We start from the raw sequence: 25899 nt of genomic DNA on the forward strand, positions 1-25899 counted from the left end.
GCTGTAAAGCCCGGCGCCGCTTTGTCAACATCTGCACGAGTCAGCTGGCCTGGATGGGGGCCGTCACGTACTTGAACAGGAAATCCGTCACCTCTTCCCGGCTCGGACGCTGCGGCTGATTGATCATCTGCATCATCACATAGCCAAAACCGGTCAGGGAGCGGGCCAGATCCTGCGCCGACAGCACGCTCTGGATCTCGCCGTTGTCGATGGCCCGTTGCAGGTGGGGGGCAATGCGCTCCAGCGCCTTGTCCAGCAGCCGGGTGTAGCGAGGCCACACTTCTTCCCGCACCGAGGAGCTCCACTCCAGCCAGATGCTGGCGTGATCGGGCTTGTCATAGGCGGCGTCAACGAACAGCTTCACGTGGCGGTGAATGCTCTCCCTGGCGGAGCCCTGACCGTTGTAGGCCTGTTCGAGGATCTGCTGTACGAAGGCTTCGATTTCTGTCAGCACTTCGTCGACCAGATCTTCACGAGTATTGAAATAGTTAAAAACGGTCGCAACCGAGACCTTTGCCTGTTCGGCTATCTCGGCATGCCCCGCACGGCCGATGCCGCGACGGGAAAATACCTCGACGGCACACTCCATCAATTGATCACGGCGAGCCTCCGGCGAAAGCCGGGTTCGACGTCTTATTTCTGCGCGTGGTTCCATAGTTTTTTCATCTAATAGTTATTGATTATGGTGTTTATAGTATTGTCACCGATAATGCCCGAAGGCTTGCTAACTCTATCAATTAAAATAAGCCGATAAAAGCATCACGTATGCCTGACGCCCACTGGTTGGAGTGGTAGAATCCTCGGTTTTGACGTTAATGAACGGCCAATAACCCTTTGGTCATTATTGGAGTATGTGATGAAACACATTGTCGAGGTGATGATCCCCGAGGCCGAGGTTGCAGCCCGGATCGCCACGCTGGGTGAAGAGATTACCGCCCGTTACCAGGGCTCCGAGGAAGTGGTCATGATAGGCCTGCTGCGCGGCTCCTGCGTCTTCCTGGCGGATCTCTGCCGTCAGTGCCAATTGCCCATCACCCTGGACTTTATGACTGCCTCCAGCTACGGCTCCGGCATGCACAGCACCCGTGACGTGCGCATCCTCAAGGATCTGGATGACGACATCAAAGGCAAGGACGTGGTGATCGTGGAGGACATCATCGACACCGGTTACACCCTCAACAAGGTGCGCGAGATCCTCTCTCTGCGCGAGCCGAAATCCCTGGCCATCTGCACCCTGCTGGACAAACCGTCCCGCCGCGAGGTTCAGGTGCCGGTGGACTGGCTTGGCTTCTCCATCCCGGACGAGTTCGTGGTGGGCTGTGGCATTGACTACGCCCAGAAGTACCGTAACCTGCCTTTCATCGGCAAGGTGGTACCGCAAGAGTAAGCCGGGTCCGAAGTAGCAAGGCAGGCTGGCCGGCCCGCCATCGACTGTCTTCAGGCGGCGTCACAGCCGCCTTTTCTGTCTCGAGATGGGCTCATCCATCACAGGGGTTGCAATGAACGCATTGGAAATCAGCGGTCTGAAGAAGACCTATCAGGGGGGCGTCGAAGCCCTCAAGGGCATCGATCTTACCGTCAAACAGGGGGATTTCTTCGCCCTGCTCGGTCCCAACGGGGCGGGCAAATCCACCACCATCGGCGTGATCAGCTCACTGGTCAACAAGAGTGCCGGCAAGGTGAAGGTATTCGGTCATGACATCGATACCGATCTGGAGCTGGCCAAGTCCCAGCTCGGCCTGGTGCCCCAGGAGTTCAACTTCAGCCAGTTCGAGAAGGTGAGCCAGATAGTGACTCACCAGGCCGGTTTCTATGGAGTGCCGCGGGCCGAGGCCAAGGTGCGCGCCGAGAAGTACCTGCGCCAGCTCGATCTGTGGGACAAGCGCGACATGGCGGCCCGCACTCTCTCCGGTGGCATGAAGCGCCGGTTGATGATCGCCCGCGCCCTGATGCATGAGCCCAAGCTGCTGATCCTGGATGAGCCAACCGCCGGGGTGGACATCGAGATCCGCCGCTCCATGTGGAGTTTCCTCAAGGATCTCAACGAGCAGGGGGTAACCATCATCCTGACCACCCACTACCTGGAAGAGGCCGAGATGCTGTGCCGCAACATCGGCATCATCGACAAGGGCCGCCTCATCGAGAACACCAGCATGAAGAGCCTGCTCGGCAAGCTGGGTCGCGAGACCTTCCTGCTGGATCTGGTGCCGGGCTCCACCGTACCGGCCCTGCCCGAGTTCAACGGCCGGATGCAGGATGAGAACACCTTGGAAGTGGAGCTGGAGAAGAGCCAGTCCCTCAACAGCCTGTTCGAGCAGCTCTCCGCCCAGGGGGTGAAGGTGCTCAGCATGCGCAACAAGGCGAATCGGCTGGAAGAGCTGTTCGTCAATCTGGTAGAGGAGGGTCGCAAAGCATGAACCCCATGACCTATTACATCGCCTTCAAGAGCATTCTGGCCAAGGAAGTGAGCCGCTTCACCCGGATCTGGATCCAGACCCTGGTGCCGCCCGCCATCACCATGAGCCTCTACTTCGTCATCTTCGGCAACCTCATCGGCTCGCGCATCGGTGACATGGGTGGCTTCAGCTACATGGAGTTCATCGTGCCCGGCCTCATCATGATGTCGGTCATCACCAACTCCTACTCCAACGTCGCCTCCTCCTTCTACAGCGCCAAGTTCCAGCGCAACGTGGAGGAGCTGCTGGTGGCGCCGGTGCCCAACTACATCATCATCGCGGGGTATGTGGGCGGTGGCGTGGCGCGCGGCCTCTGTGTCGGCCTCATCGTCACCCTGGTGTCGCTGTTCTTCGTGCCGCTGCAGATCCATCACCTGTTCAGCGTCTGCGTGACCGTGCTGCTCACCTCCATCCTCTTCTCCCTGGGGGGGCTCATCAACGCGGTGTTCGCGAAGTCGTTTGATGACATCAGCATCATCCCGACCTTCATCCTGACTCCCCTGACCTATCTGGGGGGCGTCTTCTACTCCATCACCCTGCTGCCGCCGTTCTGGCAGGGGGTTTCCCAGGTGAACCCCATCATCTACATGGTGAACGCGTTCCGCTACGGCTTCCTCGGGATCTCCGACGTGCCCCTCGGCACCGCCTATCTCATCATCATCGGCTTCATCCTGGTGCTCTACGGGATGGCCTGGTGGCTCATCTCCCGCGGCACCGGTCTGCGCCACTGAGGCGCGCACCCGCCAGCAAAAAGGCGCCCTCGGGCGCCTTTTTATTTGCACGTTTCGGCCTCAGAGGGCCGGGGCATCGTAGTCCGCGGGCTCGTCGCTGTAGACGCAGACGTTCCACTTGGCCGCGAGGCCATCATCCGCGAGGCAGTAGCGCTCGAAGAAGGCCTTGATACCGGCGCGCTGGCAGTGGGCCTCGAAGCTCGCCATGTCGCGCCAGATCTCGTTGAAGACGATGGGGAAGCTCTCCCCCTCGGCAAAGGGGCTCTGGATGTGGCGGGTGACGATGTACTGCAGGCAGCCATCTTCACGCAGGGTGTCGGGTTCGAGCCCTTGCAGGACGCGGAACAGGGCCTGCTCCTGGCCCGGCTTGGGCTGGAACTGGGCGATGCAGTAAACCTTCTTGGACATCGTGGTCTCCTTGCCGTGTCTCAACCCCGCAGGGCGACGACCCGGTTGTCGATGAGGCGGGCCTTGCCCAGATAGGCGGCCATCAGGATCACTAGGCGCTGGCTCTCGGCGCTGGCGGATTCCAGGGTGTCGGCATCGACGATGTCGATGGCATCCGTCCTGAATCCCGCGTTGTCGAGGCGTTGGCTGGCCTGGGCAACCAGGGAGGGGAGGTGACTGTTCCCCACTTCAATCTGCTCGGCAATCCAGTTCATGGTGCGCGCGAGCTCGGGGGCGATGGCCCGTTCGGCAGCGGTCAGATAGCCGTTGCGCGAAGAGAGGGCAAGCCCGTCTTCGGCCCGCACGGTCGGCACGCCCACGATCTCGATGGGCATGGCCATGTCGGCCACCATCTTGCGAATGAGCGCGAGCTGCTGGTAATCCTTCTCGCCAAAGCAGGCCACGTTCGGCTGTACCAGATTGAACAGCTTGGTGACCACGGTGCTGACCCCGCGAAAATGCCCCGGACGCAGCGCCCCTTCCAGCAGGCTGGAGATACCGGGCACCTCGACGAAGGTCTGGCTGGCGAGCCCCTGGGGATACATGATCTCTGGCGTCGGGGTGAAGACCAGGTCGACACCAGCGGCCTCCAGGGCGGCGCAATCCTGCTCCAGGGTGCGGGGGTAGTTGGCGAGATCCTCGGCCTTGTCGAACTGCAAGGGGTTCACAAAGATGCTGACCACCACCTTGTCGCCATGGTGGCGGGCCTCCTCGACCAGGGTGAGATGACCCTGATGCAGATTGCCCATGGTGGGCACGAATGCGATGGCGCGGCCTTCGCGATGCCATTGACCGATCTGCTCGCGCAGCGCGGCGGGATTGTTCACAACCAACATCGTCAGTTCACCTTCAGATGAATCAATAAAAGAGGGGGCCGTCAGGGGGGAGGGCGAGACGGGGGCACAGGCCCCCGCGCTCATGACGACAGAAAGTCAGTTGAAGCAGTGCTCGGGGCCGGGGAAGGTCCCCTCGCTCACCTGCTGCACATAGAGACGAATGGCGGCACGCATGTCACCGGTCTCGGCCAGGAAGTTCTTGGTGAACTTGGGCACATAACCGGAGGTGATGCCGAAGGCATCGTGCATCACCAGGATCTGGCCGTCGGTGGCAGGGCCGGCACCGATGCCGATCACCGGAATGCGCAGCGCCTTGGTGATGCGCTCTGCCAGAGAGACGGGCACGCACTCGAGCACCAGCAACTGGATGCCGGCCGCCTGCAGCTCCAGCGCCTGGCGGTAGATCTCCTGGGCGTGGAACTCGTCGCGCCCCTGCACCTTGAAGCCGCCAAACACGTGGACGGATTGCGGGGTCAGGCCGAGATGGCCGCACACCGGCACCCCGTTGCGGGTCAGGTGGCGGATGGAGTCGCACAGCCAGTCCCCCCCTTCCATCTTCACCATGCGGGCACCGGCCGCCATCAGGCGCGCCGCGTTCTGGTAGGTCTGCTCCGGGGTGGCGTAGCTCATGAACGGCATGTCGGTCACCACCAGGGCATTGGTGGTGCCGCGCACCACGCAGCGGGTGTGATAGACCATCTCGTCCATGCTGACCGCCAGGGTGTCGTCTCCGCCCTGCAATACCATGCCGAGGGAGTCGCCGATGAGCAGCACCTGGGCGCCCTCGTCGTCGAACAGCTTGGCGAAGGTGGCGTCATAGGCGGTGATGGCGGTGATTTTCTGTCCGTCCTGCTTCATCTTCTGCAGGTGGGTAATGGTGATCTTGCTCATTACGTTGTTCCTACTCTTCTCTACTCGCCTGCCGCACCGGCCAGGATCGCGAGTCCATTGCGCGGGCTGCGGGCAACCAGTTCGGTGAGCGGGGTGCCGCAGGGCAGCACCAGGGAGGGGGCTATCTCGGCAAGGGGCAGCAGGACGAACTCCCGCTCCTTCATGCCATAGTGAGGCACCGTCAGGCGCTCATGTCGGATGACCTCGTCACCGTACAGCAGCAGATCGAGATCCAGGGTCCGGGGGCCCCAGCGCTCATCTCTGCGCACTCGCCCCTGTGCCTGCTCGATGCGCTGCAGCTCGTCCAGTAGCGCCAGAGGGCTGAGGCGAGTGGCAAGGCGCGCCACGGCATTGATGTAGTCCGGCTGATCCGCAGGGCCCATGGGGCGGCTGCCGTAAAGGTGGGAGGTCTGCAGCAGCTCGGACTCAGGCAGGGTCGCCAGCGCGGCGATGGCGCGACGAGCCTGGCCGAGGGGGTCGGCCAGGTTGGAGCCGATGGCGACGAAGACCTCGATCATCGGCGGATCCTTACTCTGCCGACTTCGGCTTGCGGCGACGGGGGCGACGGCGGTTGCGGCCATTGCCGCTGCGCTTCTCGCCATCACCGCTGCGGGAGTCGGAGCGCTCGCCGCTCGCCGGGCGGCGGGTCGCCTCCCGTTGCAGTTGCGGGCGCACATCCGGGTTGGAGGCCACATAGCGCTCCCACCAGCTCGCCAGCTCGCCGAGGCCGCGCTCGACCCGGTTGCGCAGCAACAGGAAGTCGAAGGCCGCACGGAATTTCGGGTGCTCCATGGCGCGCTCGGGGTGCTTGCCCTGGCGGCGGGTCAGGCGCTGCTGCAGGGCCCAGATGTCGCGCACGTCCGTGGTGAAGCGGCGCGGCACGGCGATTATCCTCACCTGGTTGTCCAGCACCTCGTTGATAGCCAGCATGAAGGCATCGTACCAGGGCAGACCGCTCTCGTTTTCCAGCACGCGGCCGCGGGCCTCGACGGCGCCCCACAGCAGGGTGGCGTAGAGGAAGGCGGGGGTGACGCGCTTCTCTTCACGGACCCGGGTATCGGTGTCCATCAGCGCCTGCTCGATGAACTGCTCGTAGGGCGAGTTGCCGTGGGGCGTGAACAGGGCGGCTACCTGGGGGAACAGCGGCTGGAACAGCCCGTATTCCCGCAGCAGCTTGTAGGTGGCCAGACCGTCCCCCGCCAGGAACAGCTTGAGGGTCTCTTCGAACAGGCGGGCGGCGGGGATGTCCTGCAGCAGCGGGGCCAGCTCCCGGATGGGCGCGGCGGTGCGCGGGCTGATGGTCATGTCGAGCTTGGCGGCGAAGCGCACGGCACGCAGCATCCGCACCGGATCTTCCCGGTAGCGGGTCTCGGGGTCGCCGATGAGCTCCAGTCTACGCGCGGCCAGGTCTTCCAGCCCACCCTCGAAATCGTGCAGGGTGAAATCCTTGGCGCTGTAGTAGAGGGCGTTGACGGTAAAGTCGCGACGCTCGGCATCCTCTTCGATGGTGCCGTAGACGTTGTCCCGCAGCAGCATGCCTTCATCGGACTGGGCCGACATATGCTTGCTGGTATTGACCTGATGGTGGTGGCCCCGGAAGGTGGCCACTTCGATCACGTCACGACCAAAGACGATGTGGGCCAGGCGGAAACGGCGGCCGATGAGGCGGCAGTTGCTGAACAGCGCCTTGATCTGTTCCGGCGTCGCGTCGGTGGCGATGTCGAAATCCTTGGGGGTCTTCCCGAGCAGCAGGTCACGGACACCGCCGCCGACCAGGTAGGCCTCATAGCCCCCCTTGTTCAGGCGATAGAGCACCTTGAGGGCATTCTCGCTGATCTCTTTGCGCGAAATCGGGTGCTGGTCACGGCTCAAGGTACGGCGCTGTCCGGCGACACGGGCCGGAATGGGGGACTCCACCGACTGCTCGCCGTCTTCCTTGCCGAGCACTTTGCGGCAAAAGTTTGCGATCTGGGAAAAAATGGTACACCTCGTTATGACTTCAAATTGACGGGAGGCCAAAAAAATAGCGGCCTATCATAGCTCAGCCCCAACCAAATGAGAAACGGTGTGGCCTGCTTCCCCTTGATTGGTCCTTTTGGGGCAAGAAATGCAGCCGGGGCTAGCTTTGCCCTTGCGGGATCTTCTGCTGGCGGGGCACCCGGGCCAGCTGCCAGTGGGCGATGCCCCAGCCGATGATCTCGTCGATCCGGCTCGCCATCAGCTCGGGCGGCGGGCACTGACCGAGAAAGTGCAACGCCTGCCACAGGGCCGGTCGTGCCTCGTCCTGCGACAGCGCAGGCGCATGGTTCTGCTTGGAGAGCTTGTTGCCATCCGCTTGCACCGCCAGCGGCAGATGCACCCAGGCGGGCACCTCTGCCCCCAGGGTCTGGTAGAGGGCAATCTGGCGCACCGTGGGCTCCAGCAGATCGGCGCCGCGGACGATCTCGGTGATGCCGCTGTCCATGTCATCCACCACCACCGCCAGGTTGTAGGCGTAGAGCCCGTCCCGGCGGCGCACGATGAAGTCCTCCTCCGCCAGCGCCGCGGGGACGGTGATCTCTCCCTGAAGCGCATCCTCGAACCGATAGACCGGGTGGTGCTGGCGCAAACGGGCGGCACACCCCTCGGCGGTCAGCCCCAGGGCGCGGCAATGGCCGTTGTAGAACCCCCCTGCGGCCATGATTTCGCGCCGGGTACAGCGGCACCAGTAGAGATCCCCGGCCCGATAGAGCTGATCGATGATCTCGTCATAGCGGCCATGGCGCGCGCTCTGGAACATCACCTCCCCATCCCAGCCAAGACCGTGTGCCTCCAGGGTGGTGAGGATAAGGTCAGCCGCTCCCGGCATCTCCCGCGGGGGGTCGATGTCTTCGATGCGCACCAGCCAGCGTCCCTGCTGCGCCCTGGCCTGCAAGAAGCTGCCAAGGGCGGCGACCAGGGATCCGAAGTGGAGCGGACCGGACGGTGAGGGGGCGAAGCGGCCCACATAGGGGCGTCGGGAGGAGGGGGATGTCATGACCATGGCAATTCGGGTAGGCGATGCATTGAGGCTGCATTCTGGGACGGCCCGACCAAAAGCTCAATAAAAAAGGGAGCCTGGGCTCCCTTTTCGTTTCTGTGGATGGGCGGCATCAGCCAGCCATCTGTTTTTCCTTGATCTCGGCCAGCGTCTTGCAGTCTACGCAGAGGTCTGCGGTCGGACGGGCTTCCAGACGGCGGATGCCGATCTCGATGCCGCAATGCTCGCAGTAACCGAAGTCATCTTCTTCGAGCAGCAGCAAGGTTTTCTCGATCTTCTTGATCAGCTTGCGTTCACGGTCGCGGGTGCGCAGTTCGAGAGCAAACTCTTCTTCTTGCGCGGCGCGATCCACGGGATCCGGGAAGTTGGCAGCCTCATCCTTCATGTGGTCGACGGTGCGGTCAACTTCCTGCATCAGTTGGTTGCGCCAGGCTCCCAGGATCTTGCGAAAATGTACCTTCTGTTGGTCATTCATGTACTCCTCACCGGCTTTCATCTGGTAAGGCTCTACACCCGCAATGGCCAGGGGGCCCAGAGATTTCCTGTTTTCGCCTGTTGGCATGCCCTGTCTCCTAATTCAGCACGCTACCCGTGCCATCCATAAATTGAGGGCGACATCTATAGCAGAAGGGTCAACGGGAGGCAAACAAGCCTTATCAATAATGTTACCCACTTCTGCATTTATTCTCTGCCCTCGGGTAGCATATGGTCAGATTCAAATGGGATAAAATCCTGAGCCACCATGCCCTGCACCCCAACATGGGGGCGATAGCATAAAATTTCAACCCCTGCCGCCATCGCCTGTTCAACAAGCTGACTATAGTGCGGATCGATATGGGCTGCAGGGCGCATTCTCGCGATGCCGGAGTGCAATACCATGAACAGCAGCACGGCCCGGTGCCCTGCCGCCTTCATGGCCATCAATTCACGCAAGTGCTTGGCGCCGCGGGTGGTGACCGCATCGGGGAAGTACCCCATGCCGGGTTGCTCCCGCTCGTCGAGCAGGGTGACGGATTTCACCTCGATGTAACAATCCGGTCTGTGGTCATCTTCCAGCAGCAGGTCGATGCGGCTGTTCTCTTCCCCGTATTTCACTTCGGTGCGCAGCCTGGCATAGCCTGCCAGGGGGGCGAGGGCGCCCTGTTCGATGAGCTCCCGGGCGATCTGGTTGGCACGGGCCGTGTTGACGCAGATGAAGTGACCCGCCGGGCTCTCGGCGATTTCCCAACTGTTTGGCAGCTTGCGCTTGGGGTTGCCGGATGTGGAGTACCAGACCCGGGTGCCCGGCAGGGCGCAGCCGGTCATGGCACCGGTATTGGCGCAGTGGATGGTGATCACCTCGCCGTTGTCGAGCGCGACATCCGTCAGGAAGCGCTTGTAGCGGGAGATCAGCTGTCCGGACTGCAGGGGGGGATCGAAGATCATGGGGTGAGCTCCTCGCGGTGCGGTTTTTTGACGCGGGCCCGCAGGGGCCAGCAGGCGAGCGGTTCGTAGTGGACGCCGTCCGGCGTGCTGACGGATTGATAGAGGCAGAAGCGATCGGCCCTGAGCAGAAAATCCGGCGCAGGCAGCTCGTCGGGGGCCTCACCCGCCTTGCGCGACAGGGTGACGTGGGGGCGATAGCCCTGCTCGCCGTTGCCCAGCCCGAGTTTTTCACCGTGGCGGCGCAGTGCCCTCGCGAGCACGGTCAGCTCGTTCGGCCACTCACCGGGCCCCACCCAGGCGGCTTTGGCGCGCTGAAACCAGCCGGTCTGATCCAGATGGACGCTGAAAGGGGGGCAGTGCTGTCGCTCGGCGGCCGCGATCAGGCGAGCCTGGGTCGTTTCGTCGGCCTCCCCGAGAAAGGCCAGGGTCAGGTGCAGGTTGCTCTCGGGTACCGGCTGGCCGGGCCAGGGGCGCTGGTCTCGCCAGGTCGCAAGCTCGGGGGCAAGCTCTGGCAGGGGCAGGGCAAAGAAGAGTTTGGGCATGCGGCGTGTTGGTCCTCGTGATGGGCATCGGATAAGGGCCATTCTATGGCAGCCGCTCCCGGGATGTCTTGCCGTGTTGCACCTGACGCTTCCTGCCCCTGCCCGGCAGGGGCGCTTACGATGGCCGGGAGGCTGTGGCAGAATGGACCCCTTTTCAGGAGTGTCACAGAAGGTGCCCATCGCTTTGTCTTCCCTCCCCATCGTCCCGGTGTTGCCCGAACTCTTTGCAGCCCTCGACAACCATACCAGCGTGATCCTGCAGGCGCCCCCCGGTGCGGGCAAATCGACCCTGCTGCCCCTGGAGCTGGTGCGCCAGCACCGGCTGCCCGGGCGCATCATCATGCTGGAGCCCAGGCGCCTTGCGGCGCGCAACATCGCGAGCTTCCTCGCGCATCAGCTGGGGGAGAAGGTGGGCGAGCGCATCGGCCTGCGAGTGCGCGGGGAGAGCCGCACCAGCAGCCAGACCCGGCTCGAGATCGTGACCGAAGGGGTGCTGACCCGGATGCTGCAGAAGGATCCTGAGCTCACCGGTGTGTCGCTCGTCATCTTTGACGAGTTCCACGAGCGCAGCCTGCACGCCGATACCGCGCTGGCCTTCGCCATCGAAAGCCAGCAGGGGTTGCGCGATGATCTCAAGCTCTTGGTGATGTCCGCCACCCTGGATGGCATGGCCCTGGATCGCCTGCTGCCAGGTGCCCCCGTGGTGCGCTCTGAGGGGCGCGGCTTTCCCATCGAGTACCACTATCGCCCCGCCAATCGCCAGCAGTGGTTGGAGCCCCAGGTCGGCGCCGTGGTGCTGGAGGCGCTCGCCAGTCAGGCTGGCAGTGCCCTGGTGTTCCTGCCGGGACAGGGGGAGATAGAGCGGCTGGCACAGTGGCTGGAAGGGCGGTTGCCAGGGGATGTGACCCTGGCTCCCCTCTATGGCCGTCTTGACCTCGCGGCCCAGCAAGCGGCCATCGAGCCTGCGCCTGCGGGTCGTCGCAAGCTGGTGCTCACCACCAACGTGGCGGAGACCTCCCTCACCATCGAGGGGATCTCCGTGGTCATCGACAGCGGATTGGAGCGGCGCGCCTCCTTCGACATCAAGAGCGGCGTCACCCGGCTGGAGACCCGGCCCATCGCCAAAGCCTCCGCCACCCAGCGGGCGGGGCGGGCAGGGCGGCTTGGCCCCGGCGTCTGTTACCGGCTCTGGAGCAGCGAGGTGCAGGAGCGGCTCGCCGAGCAGAGTCCCCCCGACATCCTGACGCAAGAGCTCACCGGCCTGCTGATGGACGCCGCCCAGTGGGGGGCCCGGGTGGAGGCGCTGCCCCTGCTGGACATGCCGCCCCCTGCCGCCGTGGCCAGCGCCCGGCGGTTGCTGGTGGCCCTGGGCGCCATGGCCCCGGAGGGTGAGCAACAACTTACCCCGGCAGGCCGTGCCATGGCGGCCTTCGGCACCCATCCCCGCCTCGCCCGCATGTTGCTGCGGGCCCGGGAGCTGGAATCCGAGGGTCTGACAGGGATTGTCGCCGATGCGGCTTTCCTGGTGGCGCTGCTGGAAGAAGATCTGCGAGGATCGGAGCGCCTGTCCGTGCTGTTCCACCGCCGTCAGGGCGCCCTGCGCCAGGGGGCGGCCCGCTGGTTCGAGCGGCTCGGCGTGCGGGCAAGCAGCCCGCAGGGTCAATGGCTGGGGTTGCTGTGCGCCCTCGCCTGGCCCGATCGCATCGGCAAGCTGCGCAGTGGCAGCCGCTATCAGCTCAGTGGCGGGGTGAGCTGCGATCTGGTAGAAGGGCATCCCTGCCAGGGGCAGGGGGCCATCGTGGCCGTCGAAATGGGTCAGAACGAGCGCGGCAGCCGCATCTTCATCGCCGAGCCGGTGGCGCTGGATGAGCTGGTGCGCCAGCTGCCCGAGCTGGTCGGCGAGCGCCAGTGGTTCGACTGGGACGATCGGGAGGAACGGGTGCGTGCGGAGCGCCAGCAGGTGCTCGGCGAGCTGGTGCTCGGCCAGCGGCCGCTGACGGATCTCTCCGATGAACAGAAGGGGCGCTGCCTGCTGCAGGGCATCCGGCGCAAGGGGTTGCACGTGCTGCCCTGGGACGAGAGCAGCGAGGGGCTGCTGGCCCGCTTGCGCTGCGCCCGCGACTGGCTGCCCGACGAAGCCTGGCCCGCCATGGATGAGGAGAGCCTGCTGGCCGACCTCGAGCAGTGGCTGCTGCCGGCGGTGAGCGGCATGACCCGGCTGGAGCAGTTGAAGCGGCTCGACATGAGCGACATCCTGCGCCAGTCTCTGCCCTGGCCCCTGCCAAGGCGGCTGGACGAGGCGCTGCCGAGCCACTTCACCGCACCGACCGGCAGCCGGGTACGGATCCGCTACCAGCCGGGTCAGGCGCCAGCGATCCCGGTGCGCATCCAGGAGATGTTCGGGCTGGGCGCCACCCCATGCGTGGCCGATGGCCGGGTCCCCCTGGTGGTGGAGCTGCTCTCCCCGGCCCAGCGCCCCTTGCAGATCACCGCGGATCTCGCCGCCTTCTGGGCGGGATCCTATGAGCAGGTGAAAAAAGAGATGAAGGGGCGCTACCCCCGTCACTACTGGCCGGACAACCCGCTGGAGGCGATGCCGACCCGGGTGACCAAGAAGAAGATGGGATTGCAGGAGTAGCCGACGGGACAGTGATCGGTCGGTACGATCAGAACAAGATGGCGGTGGCACAGTCCCCCTCCACAACAGGCATCGCAGGCCGCTCGCATCAGCGGGATGGCGAGGAGAACGACAAGAGGATTTATGGCAACCCAACGACGCAAGCGCACGCCCAAGAAGGCGGCGCCCAAACGCACCATCTGGCGCACCCTGTTCTGGCTGGGCTTCAAGCTCTCTCTGGTGGTGGCGGCCTTCATGGTGGTGTTTGGCATCTATCTCGACACCAAGGTGCGCGAGCGCTTCGACGGCGAGAAGTGGCAGTTGCCGGTGATGGTCTACAGCCGCCCGCTGGAGCTCTATCCCAGCCAGCGGCTCTCCCAGACCCAGATGCTGCGCGAGCTCAACATGCTGAGCTACAAGCAGGTGCGTCAGCCTCATACCCCGGGTGAGTACGCGGTGAGCGGCAATCGCATCGAGCTGGTGCGCCGGCCGTTCGAGTTCCACGACGGTGCCGACGGCGCCCGTGGCCTGCGTCTCACCTTCAACGGGGCGCGCCTCGAGGGGATCCAGTCCCTGGAGAACCAGCGCCAGCTCGGCTATGCCCAGATGGACCCGGTGCTGCTCGATCGCCTCAACACCGAGGATCGGGAGGACCGCCTGCTGGTGCGCCTTTCCGAGGTGCCGGACAGCCTGCTGGTGACGCTGCTCACCACGGAAGACAGGGACTTCTACCAGCACGGCGGTGTCTCGCCGGTGGCCATCATGCGCGCCATGGCAGCCAACCTGCTGGCGGGGCGCACCGTGCAGGGGGGCAGTACGCTCACCCAGCAGCTCGCCAAGAACTTCTTCCTGACCCGTGAGCGCAGCCTGTGGCGCAAACTGCAGGAAGCCTACATGGCGGTGCTCATCGACTACCGCTACAGCAAGGACGAGATCCTGGAGGCCTACCTCAACGAGGTCTATCTGGGGCAGAACTTCTCCCAGGGGGTTTACGGCTTCGGGCTCGCCTCCTACTTCTACTTCGGTATTCCGGTCAACGAGCTGGACATCGATCAGGTGGCCCTGCTGGTGGGCATGGTGAAGGGCCCTTCCTATTACGATCCCTGGCGCTTCCCGGACCGGGCCAAGGCGCGCCGGGATCTGGTGCTGAAACTGCTGGCGGATCACGGCAGCCTGACCCAGGCCGAGTATGACCTGGCCAGCAAGCAGCCCCTTGGCATCATCGCCCGCGGCCAGATGAGCTATGGCCGTACCCCGGCCTTCATGGGGCTGCTCAAGCGGGAGATCCAGAACCGCTTCGGCCCGGATCTGCTCAAGCAGTCCGGCCTCAAGATCTTCACCAGTCTGGATCCCATCGCCCAGCACGCCGCCGAGCAGGCGGTGGAGTCGGGTCTGGCCACCATCGAGAAGCAGCGTGGCAAGAAGAAGCTGGAGGCGGCCATGGTGGTCTCCGATTGGCACAAGGGCGAGGTGGTCGCCATGGTGGGGGGACGGGATCCCCGCTACGCCGGCTTCAACCGGGCGCTGGATGCCCGCCGTCAGATTGGCTCCCTGGTCAAACCGGCGGTCTACCTGACCGGCCTCTCCAACGGCCTGACCCTGGGCACGCCGCTTAAAGATCAGCCGATCCGCATTCGCGGCCAGGATGGCCAGATCTGGACGCCGCAGAACTACGACCGCAAGTTCCGCCAGAGCGTGCCCCTGATGGAGGCGCTCGCCAGCTCCCTCAACGTGCCGACCGTCAACCTCGGGATGCAGATAGGCCTGGACAAGGTGGTGGACACCCTGCACAAGCTGGGGGTGCAGCAGGAGATCCAGCCCTATCCGTCCCTGGTGCTGGGGGCGGTGGCGCTCTCGCCCATGGAGGTGAACCAGATGTACCTGCCCATTGCCAACCAGGGGTTGACCCAGCCCCTGTCGGCCATCCGGGCCGTGGTGAATGGCGAGGGGCGCCAGCTCTACCAGCATGACGAAGCGGCCAAGCGGGTGACGGATCCCCAGGCAAGCTGGCTGACCCTGTTCGCCATGACCAAGACGGTGAGCCAGGGGACGGCCCGGGCGCTCGGTGCCAAGTTCCCCGGGGCCACCATGGCCGCCAAGACCGGTACCACCAACGAGCTGCGTGACTCCTGGTTTGCCGGGATGGACAACAACGAGTTGGTGAGCGTCTGGGTCGGCCGTGACGACAACACCCCGGCCGGCTTGACCGGTGCCAGTGGCGCCCTGCAGCTGTTCAGCGGCTACATGAGCCAGCGAGGGGTCAACAGCCTGGGGCTGAAGATGCCCGAAGGGGTGAGCTGGGCCAACTTCTCCCGCTCGAGCGGTGCCCGGGTGGCCAGTGATTGTCCCGGCAGTCTCCAGGTGCCGGCCAAGCTGGCCGGTCTGGCCGAGCCCATGAGCTGTGCCAGCCCGGTCTCGGACCCGGCGAATGCCCTGGACAACTGGTTCAACGGTTTCTTCAACTGACGAAGACGGGCAGCGCAGGCTGCCCGTTTTGCAAGGATTGCCATGACCCATCCCCTGTTTGAGGCCATCCATCACGTGGCCATCATCGCCAGCGACTATCCGCGCTCGCGCCACTTCTATCACCAGGTGCTGGGGTTGCCCATCATTGCCGAGACCCTGCGGGCCGAGCGTCAGTCGTGGAAGCTGGATCTGGCGCTGCCGGACGGCAGCCAGCTGGAGCTGTTCAGCTTCCCGGCGCCGCCACCGCGCCCCTCCCGGCCGGAGGCGTGCGGGTTGCGCCACCTGGCGTTTCGGGTGGCGGATCTCGACCGGGTCATCGCCCACCTGGAGCAGCACGGGGTGGAAGTGGAGCCGGTGCGGGTGGACGAGCTGACCGGCAAGCGCTTTACCTTCTTCGCCGACCCCGACGGCCTGCCGCTGGAGCTGTACGAGGTAGCGCGTTAGGCTGCCTGTTGCAATCTGGGTGATCGGTTTGACCATGAAAAGGCCGCCCTGGGAACAGGGCGGCTTTTTTCATGGGGTTGGAGAGGGGATCATGCTGTGGTCAGCAGGGCGACCGCCACCGCCATCACCACCATGCCGAGCCAGCCGACGGGTCTGAGGCGCTCGCCGAACAGCAGCAGGCCCCCGAGGGCGGTGCCCAGAATGCCGATGGCGCCCCAGGTGGCATAGGCCACGGCCAGATCGATCTTGCCGGTACTGACCGCCTCGCTGAGCAGAGTGAAGGCACAGAGCACCAGCAGAATGCCGAGGACGCCCCACCCCTTGTCGCGAAAACCGATGGAGCGGTTGATTGCCATGTTGGCGCCGATATCCAGCAGGGCGGCGCCCAGTACGATGATCAACGGGTGCATGGGGCTTCCCTCCTCTGGCGGGTGGGGGCTGGTGCATCATGGGTCTCGCCCAGGGTCACCATGACAATCCCCACTATGGCCAGCGCCAGTCCGATCCACTCCTGGATGCTCAGCTCGTAGCCGAGGAACAGGACGGAGACGGCGGTGATGAGGGCGATCCCCAACCCTTCCCACAGCGCAAACGCGATACCAATGGAGATTGTCCTGGCGGCCTTGGCGAGCAGCAGGTAGGAGAGGGTGATGAGGAGCCACATCGGCAGATAGTGGATCCAGCCGCTCTCGCTCTTTGGGATCAGGGCCATGGAGGAGGTGCCGGCGACCTCGGTCAGGATGGCCCCCGTCAGGAAGAGGCGGGCCAAAAGCAGGGGACGGGATGACATGCAGTTTCCTTCTGTTGCTGCGACGATGAGAGGATAACGGCACCCGAAACGGGCAAGGTTATCGCTGAGCGTCGAGAAAGCTGTCGCTGCTAGTTTGCCTTGGGGGCGAGTCAGGGGATAAGGTGGTGATGGAATAATCTGCCGCCAGTTTGAAGCCATGAAGCTAAATCAGATACAACTCTTTGTAGAAACAGCAGACAGTGGTTCGATAGCCAATGCCGCCAGACGACTTGGCAAGAGTCGCAGCGCCGTGAGCTCGGCGATAGCAACCCTGGAGGTGGAGCTTGGCGTCGAACTTTTCGAACGAGGGGCGAATCAGAGCCGGCTGACCGAAATCGGCGAGCAAGTGCTGGATGACTGTCGGCGGCTGTTGCAGGCCGCCAACAGCCTGAAGCTCAAGTGCGAGCACCATGCCTCCGGTGCCGAGGTGGCGCTGCGGGTAGCCCGGGACGACGCCATTCCCGAGGTGGTATGGCGCGAGATGCTGGGGGCGCTGCGTCGCCAGTTTCCGGGCACCAGCATCTCCCTGGTGCTGGCCTCACCGCCGGAGCTGCCGGCCCTGGTGGAAGAGGGGTTCGTGGATGCCGCCTTCGGCCTCATCACCGAGGAACAGGAGCGCAGCGGTCTTTGCATCGACGTGCTCAACCCGATCCGCACCCTGATGGTGGTGGCGCCAAGCCACCCGCTGGCTGGGCTGAAGCGGGTGTTGCAGCAGGATCTGACCGATCACACCCAGGTCACTCTCTCCTATGTGGACGCGTTTTCGGTCAAGAGCCTGCTGCCCATCGGAGGGCCGCATATCGGGTTGTCGAGTTTCGAACTGATGCGTGATGCGGTGCTGGATGGTCTGGGCTGGGCGGTGCTGCCTTCACCCCTTATCCAGAGCCAGCTGCGCCAGGGGGAGCTGCTGACCCTGAAGCACAAGTTCAGTCTGCAGTGGCGCGATTACGGAGTCTATCTGTCGGAGAACGCCCATCACGGCAAGGTGCTGGCCTGGCTGAAGAAGGCCATAGAAGCCTATCTCGAACCCTTCGAGTAGCCGCCAACCGGGGCGGGCACCCCGGTTGGCAGTGAGAGGGGATCAGCGCAGGCCGTGACGGGGGACGCGCTGGCGGGAGCGAAATGGCAGCAGCAGGAGGCCGAGCAGCAGATCCCCCGCCAGGGAGGCCAGCAGACCCGCCGCCACGCCGCAGAAAATGGCGGCCTGTTTGAGGGGGACCACATAGCCGTAGTTGTGCAGGGTATCCTGCCAGAGGGCGGGATCGGCGCGCAGCAACAGGTGGGAGAGCTGCTGGTACCAGGGACTCTCCCGCACGGCGATCTCCCCCTGAAGGTGCTGCTGGTTCACCAGTTGCTGGAGGCTGGTGGCATCCTGGGTGAAGACGGGATCCTGGCTGGCACCGTAATGGGCGACCAGCGCCTGCAGATCGCCATTGAAGTGCTGGTCTGCCGTGCGCTGGAAGGGGGCCAGCGCCAGACCGGCCTGCTGCAGCCGGGCATCCAGCCGCTGGAAGTAGAGATCGACCAGCCCGGGGATCTGTACACCTGCCAGCAAACCGAGGGCAAACAACATCATGCGAAGGTAGCTGCGCATCATCATCATCCTGAACGAAGGGAGCGCCCATACTAGCCGCAACCGGTGGGAGAGCCAAGGAGGGGACGCGCTTGCCCACCCGGTCGGCGGCGCCAAAAGAAGAGCCGATGGAATACCTTTGTTACACGAATTCTTACACTTTTGTGATGCAAGTCATCTTGCGGCTGGCCTAGAATGAGCGTTTTTCGAAGGACACGTCGGCATGAGCAAGTTCATTCCTTTCTATCTGGCCGGGGGCCTCATCGCCTTCAGTTGGGGCGCCCTGCCTGAGCACGGCCCTTGGGATGGGTGGGATCTCGCCCTCTTCCAGCTGGTCAATGGCTGGATTGGCCACTCCCCCCGTTGGGCCGATCTGGTGGCCATCACCAACAACCGCCTGTTCGATCTGGCCGCGCTGGCCTGCATGGGCGGGATCCTCGCCGGTTGCTTCTTCCGTGCCGACGGGCAGGAGCGCCGTCGTCTGGTGGCCATGGGGGTCGTGATGCTGCTGGGGGCCCTGGTGATCAATCAGCTCGGGCATCTGTTGCCGGTCAGCCGTCCCAGCCCCACCTTGATGGTGGACGGGGCTCTGCGCCTGACCGAGATCAGTGCGATTCCCACCAAGGACTCCGCCGGTGACAGCTTCCCCGGTGATCACGCCCTCTTCCTGATGATCTTCGCCGGTTTTGCCCTGCGCTATCTGCCGCGCTGGGCCGGGGTGATTGCGGTGGTGATGGTGCCCCTGTTTTCTGCGCCCCGCATCCTGGCGGGTGCGCACTGGATGACGGACGTCTATGTGGGCGCTCTTTGCCTCTCCCTGATCTGCCTGCCGCTGCTGTTGCTCACTCCCGTGTCGGATCGCCTGATCGACCGCCTGGCTCCCCGGCTGCCACGCTGGATTGCCTGACGGAGAATGAAAAAAGAAGGCGGGTCACCCCGCCTTCTTTCGTTTACGCCTCACCGGTGCTGTGGTCGTCGCGAAATGACCAGGACTACGCCCGATGAGCCCGGGCTGTCGCCCTCCCATCCAGTATGGATAGCCCCATTCGGGTTCTGCCAGCCAAAATAGTCGCGGCCAAACGTTTGCATCCGTCGTCTCATGATCCTGGCCAGGATTTTTTCCCTCCGCTGCCTTAGAATCGCCGCCCGTTGTTGGAGGTCTCCCCATGCTTGTCACTTTTCTGCGTCTCTTGTTTATCGGTTGTGCCCTGGTCTTTCTCGTTATGCTGGTCCGTGCCTGGTGGCACAAACGGCGTCATGGCCAGCTCGAAGCCACCCCTTTCTGGCCGGTGGCGGCCATCGGTTTTGTGGCCAATTTTCTCGATACCCTGGGGGTGGGGAGCTTTGCGGTGAAGACCGCCTGCTACAAGCAGTTCAGGTTGATCGATGATCGGGTGCTGCCCGGTACCCTCAACGGCCAGTGCGTGCTGCCGACCGTGACCCAGGCTCTCATCTTCATCGGCGTGGTCAACGTGGATCCCGTCACCCTCATCAGCATGATGGCGGCTGCGGCGGCCGGTGCGGCCTGGGGCGCCCGTTACGTGTCCTCCTTTGATCGCCAGACCATCCGGCTGGTCATGGCGGTCTCCCTGCTGGTGGTCGCCGGTCTCATCTTTGCCGGTCTGCTTGGGCTCTTCCCCCTCGGTGGCGAGGCCATGGGGCTGAGCGGTTACAAGCTGGGGATCGCCCTTGCCGGCAACTTCCTGTTCGGAGCCCTGATGAACGTCGGTATCGGCCTGTTCGCCCCCTGCATGACCCTGGTCTATCTGCTCGGTATGAACCCGCTGGTGGCCTTCCCCATCATGATGGGATCCACCGCCGTGCTCAGCGTCTTCTCGGCGGGGACCTTCATTCGCAAGGGGGCTTTCGATGCGCGGGCCGTGCTGGCGGTGGCCATCTTCGGCCCCATCGGCGTGGTGCTGGCGGCCATGCTGGTCAAATCCATGGAGATGGAGATGCTCAAATGGCTGGTGGCCTTCATCGTCATCTATACCTCCTGGACCATGTACGCCTCCTGGCGGGCGGCGCGGCGACAGCCAGCGCCCGCGCTGGCAGAGGCGACGAGCTAGCTGGCGTCGGCGAAGCCCGCCTGCACGGGCACCCCGCGTTGGTATGTCATCCCGCTCGCCCGGTCCTGGCGCGTCTTCTGATGCCTCTGGCAGCCCCCTCCGAGTGGGCAGTCTGCTGGCTGGAGGCGACCAGTGCGGCTTCCGCCCTGGCACCGAGAAACACATAGAGCCCCAGCGCCAGCAGCAACCCCACGGCGCAGCCCATCACCCCCACCGCAGGCCAGAGCAGTTCGCTCTGGCCGAGGGATCCCTTGAACAGCAGCAGCAACCCCTCGATGGAGACCGCGATCAGGATGGCGGCGATAAAGCGGGTAATGGTGCGCCGGATTGCGCTGTGGCGGAAGATATCCTTATGCAGCAGCACCTCCTCTTCGAGGATGGTCTTGCCGAGATCGAACACCGCCAGCGCGAGCGTGAGGAAGATGATGGCGCTGAAGGCTCCCAGTCGGTTCTGCTGGGTGCCGCACAGGAGCAGATAGAGCTGTTCCAGCCCGTGCCAGATGAGGGTGCCGACGATGAGAAACAGGGCCAGACTCAGGACGACGTAGACGGCCCTGAACCAGGGAATGGCGCGCCGCCGCTCTCTGTCCCCCATCAGCCAGGCGATCAGCTGGTGCAGGTTGATCTCCAGCTCCCGGCCATGGCCCTGCACCAGCAGGCGCAGCTGCCCCTGGGCCGCCGGAACGGGCGCCAGTATGGCTGGCCTGATCTGGGGGGCCAGGCTCTTCACCTCCTCGACGAAGGCATAGGTCTTGAGAGACGCCTCGGGGAGGGTGAGCAGCCCCAGCAGCAGGGGGGCCAGCTCGGTTTCGTACTCCTGATAGCGCCGCAGCACATCGATGGGGCTCATCTCTGCCATATACACCTCGGTCCAATGGGCTCCTGAGCAGGGGCCTGCAAATTGTGGGCCCGATTTATGACAGCCCGTGTACGGCGCGGCGCACCAGCAGGTGGCAAGGTTCCGGTGAGGGACTTAAAGATGCACCACTACGGTGCCTTGTCGGGACGAGCAAACAAAAAAGGGCCCCATCGGGGCCCTCTGCACATCTTGCTGCTTGTCAGCCAGCCAGCTTGGCGAAGCTGCGCTCGGCGGCCGCCAGAGTGTGTTCAATCTCCTTGTCGCCGTGGGCAAGCGACAGGAAGCCCGCCTCGTAGGCGCTCGGAGCCAGATAGACACCCTCTTCCAGCATCAGATGGTAGAAGCGCTTGAAGCGTTCCATGTCGCAGCGGGTCACCTGCTCGTAGCGGGTGATCTCGGGCTCGTCGGTGAAGAAGAAGCCGAACATGCCGCCCACGTAGTTGATGGCAAGCGGGATGCCGTGCCTGGCGGCGGCCGCTTTCAGCCCTTCGGCGACACGGGCGGTCTTGGCGCTCAGCTGCTCATAGAGGCCGGGCTCCAGCAGCAGGTCCAGCATGGTGAGGCCGGCGGCCATGGCCACCGGGTTGCCGGAGAGGGTACCAGCCTGATAGACGGGGCCGGTCGGGGCGATGTGCTGCATCACCTTCTTCTTGCCGCCGAAGGCGCCCACCGGCATGCCGGCACCGATGATCTTGCCGAGGGTGGTGAGATCCGGGTCGATGTTGTAGTGGCCCTGGGCACCACGCAGGGAGACGCGAAAACCCGTCATCACCTCGTCCAGGATCAGCAGGGCGCCGAACTCGTCACAAATGGCGCGAAGCCCTTCCAGGAAGCCGGGCACCGGCGGGATGCAGTTCATGTTGCCGGCTACCGGCTCGACGATGATACAGGCGATCTCGCTGCCGTACTGGGTGAAGGCTTCGCGCACCGAATCCAGATCGTTAAAGACACAGGTGAGCGTGTGTTTGGCGAAATCGGCGGGTACGCCCGGGCTGTTGGGCTGACCCAGGGTGAGGGCGCCGGAACCGGCCTTGACCAGCAGGGAGTCGGCGTGGCCGTGGTAGCAGCCTTCAAACTTGACGATCTTGTCGCGACCAGTGTAGCCGCGGGCCAGCCGGATGGCGCTCATGGTCGCCTCGGTGCCGGAGTTGACCATCCGCACCTGCTCCATGGAGGGGACGATCTGGCGCACTTTTTCGGCCATCAGCACTTCGATTTCGGTTGGGGCGCCGTAGCTCAGTCCCTTCTCCACCGCCTTGATGACGGCGGCCTTGATGGCCGGGTGGTTGTGGCCCAGCAGCATGGGGCCCCAGGAACCGATGTAATCCACATAGGCCTGGCCGTCCACGTCATAGAGGTAGGCGCCATCGGCGTGATCGATGAAGCGGGGTGTGCCGCCGACCCCGTTGAAGGCGCGGACCGGTGAGTTGACGCCACCGGGAATGGTCTGGCGGGCCTGTTCAAACAGCTGATCTGATTTTGACATGGATCATCCTTAATGGGATTTTGGTCGTTACCCGGGCGCAGGCTGCCGATTGCGGCTCGGCAGGGGATGGCGGGAGGAGTATGCTTTGCGCTCTCGCCCCGGACTCTCGCCCGTGATACATGAAACGGGCCGACTATAGCAGAAAGGCCCAGAGCTGGGCAGCCGAGGCCGAGGTGTGCCTAGTCCTCGTTAGATGAGCGTGATTATCCATGGAGCAACAAGCCATTCCTTCCGCCGACGCGGCCTCGCTGCGTCGTCCTCCAGTCTTGCAGCGCCTGATACGGCGGGACAAGATGCCGCTGCTGGTGCTCCTGTTGGCGGCCCTGGTCGGCCTGCTGGCAGGCCTGGTGTGCGGATTGTTCGAGTCTTGCGTTCACTGGCTGGCCCAGCAGCGTGTCGACTTGCTGGCCGATCGCCCCTGGTGGCAGCTTGGCCTGCTCGGCTTTGGTTTCAGCGCCCTGCTGGGGTTGGTCGGCTATTTCCTCACTCATGCCTTTGCCCCCGAGGCGGGGGGATCCGGTATCCCGGAAATTGAAGGGGCCATGGACGACCTGCGCCCGGTACGCTGGTGGCGGGTGTTGCCGGTGAAGTTTTTTGGCGGGGTCTGTACCCTGAGTTCCGGCATGGTGCTGGGGCGGGAGGGGCCCTCGGTGCAGATAGGGGGCAACCTCGGCAAGATGGTGGCGGATATCTTCCGGTTGCCCAAGGAGCATGGCCACGCCCTGCTGGCTGCCGGTGCGGCGGGTGGTCTCGCCGCGGCCTTCAATGCTCCGCTGGCGGGGATACTGTTTGTCATGGAAGAGATGCGACCGCAATTTCGCTACTCCTTCCTCGCCATCAAGGCGGTCGGGATTTCGGCCGTCATGGCGACCCTGATGCTGCAGAACATGAAAGGGCAATCCCCCGTCATCATGCTGCCTCACTACGACGCTCCGGCCTTGAAGGCGCTCTGGCTGTTTCTCTTCATGGGGGGCTGCTTTGGTGTGCTGGGGTTCGTCTTCAACAAGCTGGTGCTCGCCTGTCAGGATGGTTACCTGGCATTGCATCAGAACAAGCGCCACCGCTTCGTCATCATCGGCATGGGGGTGGCTGGAACCTTTGGCATGCTGTCGCTGTTCGCCCCTTCGGTCACGGGAGGGGGAATCGAGCTCATCCCGCATCTGACGGGGGGAGACTATGCGATGGCGACGCTCTTCATCATCTTCTCGGTGCGACTGGTGGGTACCCTCATCTGCTTTTGCTCGGGGGCCCCTGGTGGTGTCTTTGCGCCGACCCTGGCGCTGGGCACCCTGTTCGGGGTGATCTTTGGTCACCTGTTCCACTCTGCATTTCCCGATCTCGGCATCGAACCGGGCGCCTTTGCCATCGCCGGCATGGGGGCGCTCTTCGCCGCCACCGTGCGTGCCCCCATTACCGGCATCGTGTTGGTGACAGAGATGACAGACAACTACCAGCTGATCCTGCCCATGATGATCACCACCATAGGGGCAACCCTGGTGGCGCAATGGTTGGGGGGGCGTCCCATCTATTCCCAGATCCTGGAGCGAACTTTACGGCTTGCTGCGCGTCAAAACCGGGGTGAAAGCAGCATCGCGACCGGTTAACTCTTTGTTTATCCGTATCAATCCGGCATGGTCGCGTATAGTGAAAAGAGACCGGCCGTGTTGATGTCGGCATATAGAAGAGGCCTTATGTCCCAAATCGTGAAGTTATTGGTGGTGCTGGCCGTGGGGGCATGTATCGGTTATGTCGTCGGGAACAGACAGGAGCTGGCTCAGAGCAGCCTGATGACGGTGCAGCAAGAGACGTTGGAGCGTCAGAGCAAGGCCATTGCACAACTGAAGACGGATCTCGGCGTCAGGGAGACCCTGCTGGCGACCCAGAAGGCCGCCTTCGAGCAACTTCAGCAGACGCTCAAGGATCAGGAAGCCCAGGTACAGGAGCAGAAGCGTCAGCTCGCCTTCTTCGAACGCATCATGCGTCCCACCGGCGAACAGGTGGGGGTATCCATCGACAATCTAACATTGCAGGAGACGAGTGTGCCGGGTCGCTACCACTATCGTCTGGCGCTCACACAACCCGCCAAGAAGCGGGAGCTGTTTCGGGGGCAGGTGCAGATCCGGCTCGAAGGCAGTCTGGCTGACAAGCCCAGGATCCTCAGTGGCCGGGATCTTGGCATGAAGGTGGGGGAGGGACGCTACGCGTTGCGATATTTCCAGCTCTTGGAGGGCAATTGGCAGCTTCCCTCAGGCTTCATCCCGGACAGGGTGAGAATCCTCATCCCGAAGGAGGGTCGGCAACCGGCCCAGGAGCTGGTTGCTGAGTGGAACGAGGTGCTCAAGCCTCTGGTCGCTCAACCAACCCCCTTGCCGGCAGCACAGTAAGAGAGTGGTGAATACTTGAACTAAATGGTCGGGTATTGGATAATTTCGCGGTTTCCATGTTTGTGGATGTAACGGTTGTGAGGTCAGCAATGAGTGCAGTAGCAGAAGCTCCCTTGCCCATCCAGATGACGGATGCGGCAGCCAACAAGGTAAAGACCTTGATCACCGAAGAAGAGAATCCCGAACTCAAGTTGCGGGTCTACATCACTGGGGGGGGCTGCTCCGGTTTCCAGTACGGTTTCACGTTTGACGAGAAAATCAATGATGGCGATACCGTGGTCGAGAAGAGCGGCGTCACCATGGTGATCGATCCCATGAGCCTGCAATACCTGGTCGGCGGCAGCGTGGATTACACCGAAGGCTTGGAAGGTTCCCGTTTCACCGTGACCAACCCCAACGCCACGACGACCTGCGGTTGCGGTTCCAGTTTCTCCATCTGATCTACAAGCAGCGTGATATGAAGGGCCCCGAGGGGCCCTTTTCATTTTTGTATGCCTGGCGTGGCTGGCATGTAGATCTTGATGTGGCGAAAACGGGTACCGATTGGTAGCGATAGTGAAGGTGTGCGGGCTCATTTAGATGAATCATTGACGGCTTTTTAGTCTGATTGGTTGTTGATTAAACACCTGAACGTCTTTTTCAAATAAACACGTAGTTTTCGCTTGTCAGCGAGAATCATATCCCTATAATGCGCCTCCATCAGCACGGCGCAGTGCGCGGCTGGTCCACCTTGCAAAGCAAGCTGGTGAGGGTTATAGTTTCAGACCCTGCTCTTTAACAATTTGAATCAAGCAATCTGTGTGGGCACTCACAGCATCGAGCATCAAAAACAATTTTTGATATCAATGTCTGATGAAGTGACCA

The 25899-nt window shown here is 63.3% G+C and carries 27 protein-coding genes; 12 read left to right on the forward strand and 15 right to left on the reverse strand.

The features are described from left to right. Positions 1-40 precede the first annotated feature (40 nt). Positions 41-655 (reverse strand): TetR/AcrR family transcriptional regulator, encoded by a 615-nt coding sequence (locus tag AB5Y47_RS19960; RefSeq protein WP_029314803.1) that lies wholly within the window; start codon positions 653-655, stop codon positions 41-43. Between the two features lie 201 nt (positions 656-856). Here AB5Y47_RS19960 and hpt point away from each other — a divergent pair, with 201 nt between their 5' ends. From hpt to AB5Y47_RS19975, 3 genes are all read left to right on the forward strand, one after another. Then, entirely contained in the window at positions 857-1387 is a 531-nt protein-coding gene (hpt, locus tag AB5Y47_RS19965) for a hypoxanthine phosphoribosyltransferase (RefSeq protein ID WP_010675579.1), read from the forward strand. Positions 1388-1499: 112 nt separating this feature from the next. Continuing rightward, positions 1500-2417 carry an ABC transporter ATP-binding protein gene (locus tag AB5Y47_RS19970; RefSeq protein ID WP_039040845.1) on the forward strand — a complete coding sequence of 306 codons (918 nt, stop codon included), beginning with the start codon at positions 1500-1502 and terminating at the stop codon, positions 2415-2417. Next, complete coding sequence (locus AB5Y47_RS19975) at positions 2414-3187, forward strand: ABC transporter permease (RefSeq protein ID WP_010675577.1); 774 nt, start codon at positions 2414-2416, stop codon at positions 3185-3187. The genes AB5Y47_RS19970 and AB5Y47_RS19975 overlap by 4 nt, the downstream gene beginning before the upstream one ends. Before the next feature lie 60 nt (positions 3188-3247). On the opposite strand, the gene AB5Y47_RS19980 is transcribed toward AB5Y47_RS19975, so the two are convergent. From AB5Y47_RS19980 to thpR, 9 genes are all read right to left on the reverse strand, one after another. After that, on the reverse strand, positions 3248-3595 hold the full coding sequence (locus AB5Y47_RS19980) for a putative quinol monooxygenase (protein WP_010675576.1): 348 nt from the start codon (positions 3593-3595) through the stop codon (positions 3248-3250). A 20-nt stretch (positions 3596-3615) separates the two neighbouring features. Continuing rightward, positions 3616-4470 (reverse strand): pantoate--beta-alanine ligase, encoded by an 855-nt coding sequence (panC, locus tag AB5Y47_RS19985; RefSeq protein WP_119197337.1) that lies wholly within the window; start codon positions 4468-4470, stop codon positions 3616-3618. Between the two features lie 96 nt (positions 4471-4566). Continuing rightward, positions 4567-5361: a 3-methyl-2-oxobutanoate hydroxymethyltransferase gene (gene panB / locus AB5Y47_RS19990; protein ID WP_042864977.1), complete on the reverse strand. Its 795-nt coding sequence runs from the start codon at positions 5359-5361 to the stop codon at positions 4567-4569. Between the two features lie 20 nt (positions 5362-5381). After that, positions 5382-5879: a 2-amino-4-hydroxy-6-hydroxymethyldihydropteridine diphosphokinase gene (gene folK, locus AB5Y47_RS19995; protein WP_368220584.1), complete on the reverse strand. Its 498-nt coding sequence runs from the start codon at positions 5877-5879 to the stop codon at positions 5382-5384. Between the two features lie 10 nt (positions 5880-5889). Next, positions 5890-7380: a polynucleotide adenylyltransferase PcnB gene (pcnB, locus tag AB5Y47_RS20000; RefSeq protein ID WP_368220587.1), complete on the reverse strand. Its 1491-nt coding sequence runs from the start codon at positions 7378-7380 to the stop codon at positions 5890-5892. A gap of 100 nt (positions 7381-7480) precedes the next feature. Then, a complete protein-coding gene (gene gluQRS / locus AB5Y47_RS20005; protein WP_368220588.1) occupies positions 7481-8383 on the reverse strand; it encodes a tRNA glutamyl-Q(34) synthetase GluQRS in 903 nt (300 codons plus the stop codon). 109 nt (positions 8384-8492) lie between these two features. Next, positions 8493-8942 carry an RNA polymerase-binding protein DksA gene (dksA, locus tag AB5Y47_RS20010; RefSeq protein WP_029314801.1) on the reverse strand — a complete coding sequence of 150 codons (450 nt, stop codon included), beginning with the start codon at positions 8940-8942 and terminating at the stop codon, positions 8493-8495. Between the two features lie 119 nt (positions 8943-9061). Beyond that, positions 9062-9805: a DNA/RNA nuclease SfsA gene (gene sfsA / locus AB5Y47_RS20015; RefSeq protein WP_368220589.1), complete on the reverse strand. Its 744-nt coding sequence runs from the start codon at positions 9803-9805 to the stop codon at positions 9062-9064. Then, positions 9802-10347, reverse strand: coding sequence for an RNA 2',3'-cyclic phosphodiesterase (gene thpR / locus AB5Y47_RS20020; protein ID WP_221366178.1), 546 nt, complete (start codon positions 10345-10347; stop codon positions 9802-9804). Before thpR ends, sfsA begins: the two co-directional genes overlap by 4 nt. A 184-nt stretch (positions 10348-10531) precedes the next feature. On the opposite strand from thpR, the gene hrpB reads away from it, so the two are divergent. The 3 genes from hrpB (at position 10532) to AB5Y47_RS20035 (ending at position 15874) form a co-directional block, all read left to right on the forward strand. Further along, positions 10532-12985 carry an ATP-dependent helicase HrpB gene (gene hrpB, locus AB5Y47_RS20025; RefSeq protein ID WP_368220598.1) on the forward strand — a complete coding sequence of 818 codons (2454 nt, stop codon included), beginning with the start codon at positions 10532-10534 and terminating at the stop codon, positions 12983-12985. A 123-nt stretch (positions 12986-13108) separates the two neighbouring features. Beyond that, positions 13109-15430, forward strand: coding sequence for a penicillin-binding protein 1B (mrcB, locus tag AB5Y47_RS20030; RefSeq protein ID WP_010675566.1), 2322 nt, complete (start codon positions 13109-13111; stop codon positions 15428-15430). A gap of 42 nt (positions 15431-15472) precedes the next feature. Beyond that, entirely contained in the window at positions 15473-15874 is a 402-nt protein-coding gene (locus tag AB5Y47_RS20035; protein WP_052815234.1) for a VOC family protein, read from the forward strand. Between the two features lie 89 nt (positions 15875-15963). Here AB5Y47_RS20035 and AB5Y47_RS20040 read toward each other — a convergent pair whose 3' ends face one another. Together AB5Y47_RS20040 and AB5Y47_RS20045 are read right to left on the reverse strand one after the other, a co-directional pair. Next, entirely contained in the window at positions 15964-16284 is a 321-nt protein-coding gene (locus AB5Y47_RS20040; RefSeq protein WP_052815233.1) for an SMR family transporter, read from the reverse strand. Continuing rightward, the gene (locus tag AB5Y47_RS20045) at positions 16272-16664 is read right to left on the reverse strand and encodes a multidrug efflux SMR transporter (protein WP_045521922.1); all 393 of its coding nucleotides are present in this window, start codon (positions 16662-16664) and stop codon (positions 16272-16274) included. The genes AB5Y47_RS20040 and AB5Y47_RS20045 overlap by 13 nt, the downstream gene beginning before the upstream one ends. 157 nt (positions 16665-16821) lie before the next feature. On the opposite strand from AB5Y47_RS20045, the gene AB5Y47_RS20050 reads away from it, so the two are divergent. Continuing rightward, on the forward strand, positions 16822-17703 hold the full coding sequence (locus tag AB5Y47_RS20050; RefSeq protein WP_368220592.1) for a LysR family transcriptional regulator: 882 nt from the start codon (positions 16822-16824) through the stop codon (positions 17701-17703). A gap of 42 nt (positions 17704-17745) precedes the next feature. Here the strand turns inward: AB5Y47_RS20050 and AB5Y47_RS20055 are convergent, their stop codons facing one another. Further along, positions 17746-18258 (reverse strand): DUF2937 family protein, encoded by a 513-nt coding sequence (locus tag AB5Y47_RS20055; protein WP_368220593.1) that lies wholly within the window; start codon positions 18256-18258, stop codon positions 17746-17748. A gap of 202 nt (positions 18259-18460) precedes the next feature. Here AB5Y47_RS20055 and AB5Y47_RS20060 point away from each other — a divergent pair, with 202 nt between their 5' ends. Continuing rightward, a complete protein-coding gene (locus tag AB5Y47_RS20060; protein WP_109112714.1) occupies positions 18461-19144 on the forward strand; it encodes a phosphatase PAP2 family protein in 684 nt (227 codons plus the stop codon). A 259-nt stretch (positions 19145-19403) separates the two neighbouring features. Beyond that, positions 19404-20306, forward strand: a complete 903-nt coding sequence (locus AB5Y47_RS20065; RefSeq protein ID WP_319877838.1) for a sulfite exporter TauE/SafE family protein — start codon at positions 19404-19406, stop codon at positions 20304-20306. Between the two features lie 46 nt (positions 20307-20352). On the opposite strand, the gene AB5Y47_RS20070 is transcribed toward AB5Y47_RS20065, so the two are convergent. Both AB5Y47_RS20070 and hemL read right to left on the reverse strand, forming a co-directional pair. Beyond that, entirely contained in the window at positions 20353-21165 is an 813-nt protein-coding gene (locus tag AB5Y47_RS20070) for a hypothetical protein (RefSeq protein WP_042016292.1), read from the reverse strand. A gap of 199 nt (positions 21166-21364) precedes the next feature. After that, entirely contained in the window at positions 21365-22651 is a 1287-nt protein-coding gene (gene hemL, locus AB5Y47_RS20075) for a glutamate-1-semialdehyde 2,1-aminomutase (RefSeq protein WP_010675557.1), read from the reverse strand. Between the two features lie 209 nt (positions 22652-22860). Between hemL and clcA the strand changes: the two genes are divergently transcribed. The 3 genes from clcA (at position 22861) to erpA (ending at position 25475) form a co-directional block, all read left to right on the forward strand. After that, positions 22861-24255 (forward strand): H(+)/Cl(-) exchange transporter ClcA, encoded by a 1395-nt coding sequence (gene clcA, locus AB5Y47_RS20080; protein WP_039040862.1) that lies wholly within the window; start codon positions 22861-22863, stop codon positions 24253-24255. Positions 24256-24342: 87 nt separating this feature from the next. Beyond that, on the forward strand, positions 24343-25035 hold the full coding sequence (locus AB5Y47_RS20085) for a DUF6776 family protein (RefSeq protein ID WP_043155743.1): 693 nt from the start codon (positions 24343-24345) through the stop codon (positions 25033-25035). Between the two features lie 89 nt (positions 25036-25124). Beyond that, complete coding sequence (erpA, locus tag AB5Y47_RS20090) at positions 25125-25475, forward strand: iron-sulfur cluster insertion protein ErpA (RefSeq protein ID WP_010675554.1); 351 nt, start codon at positions 25125-25127, stop codon at positions 25473-25475. Positions 25476-25899 lie beyond the last annotated feature (424 nt).

It is taken from the genome of Aeromonas sp. R7-2, from assembly GCF_040908105.1.
Lineage (GTDB): Bacteria > Pseudomonadota > Gammaproteobacteria > Enterobacterales > Aeromonadaceae > Aeromonas > Aeromonas caviae.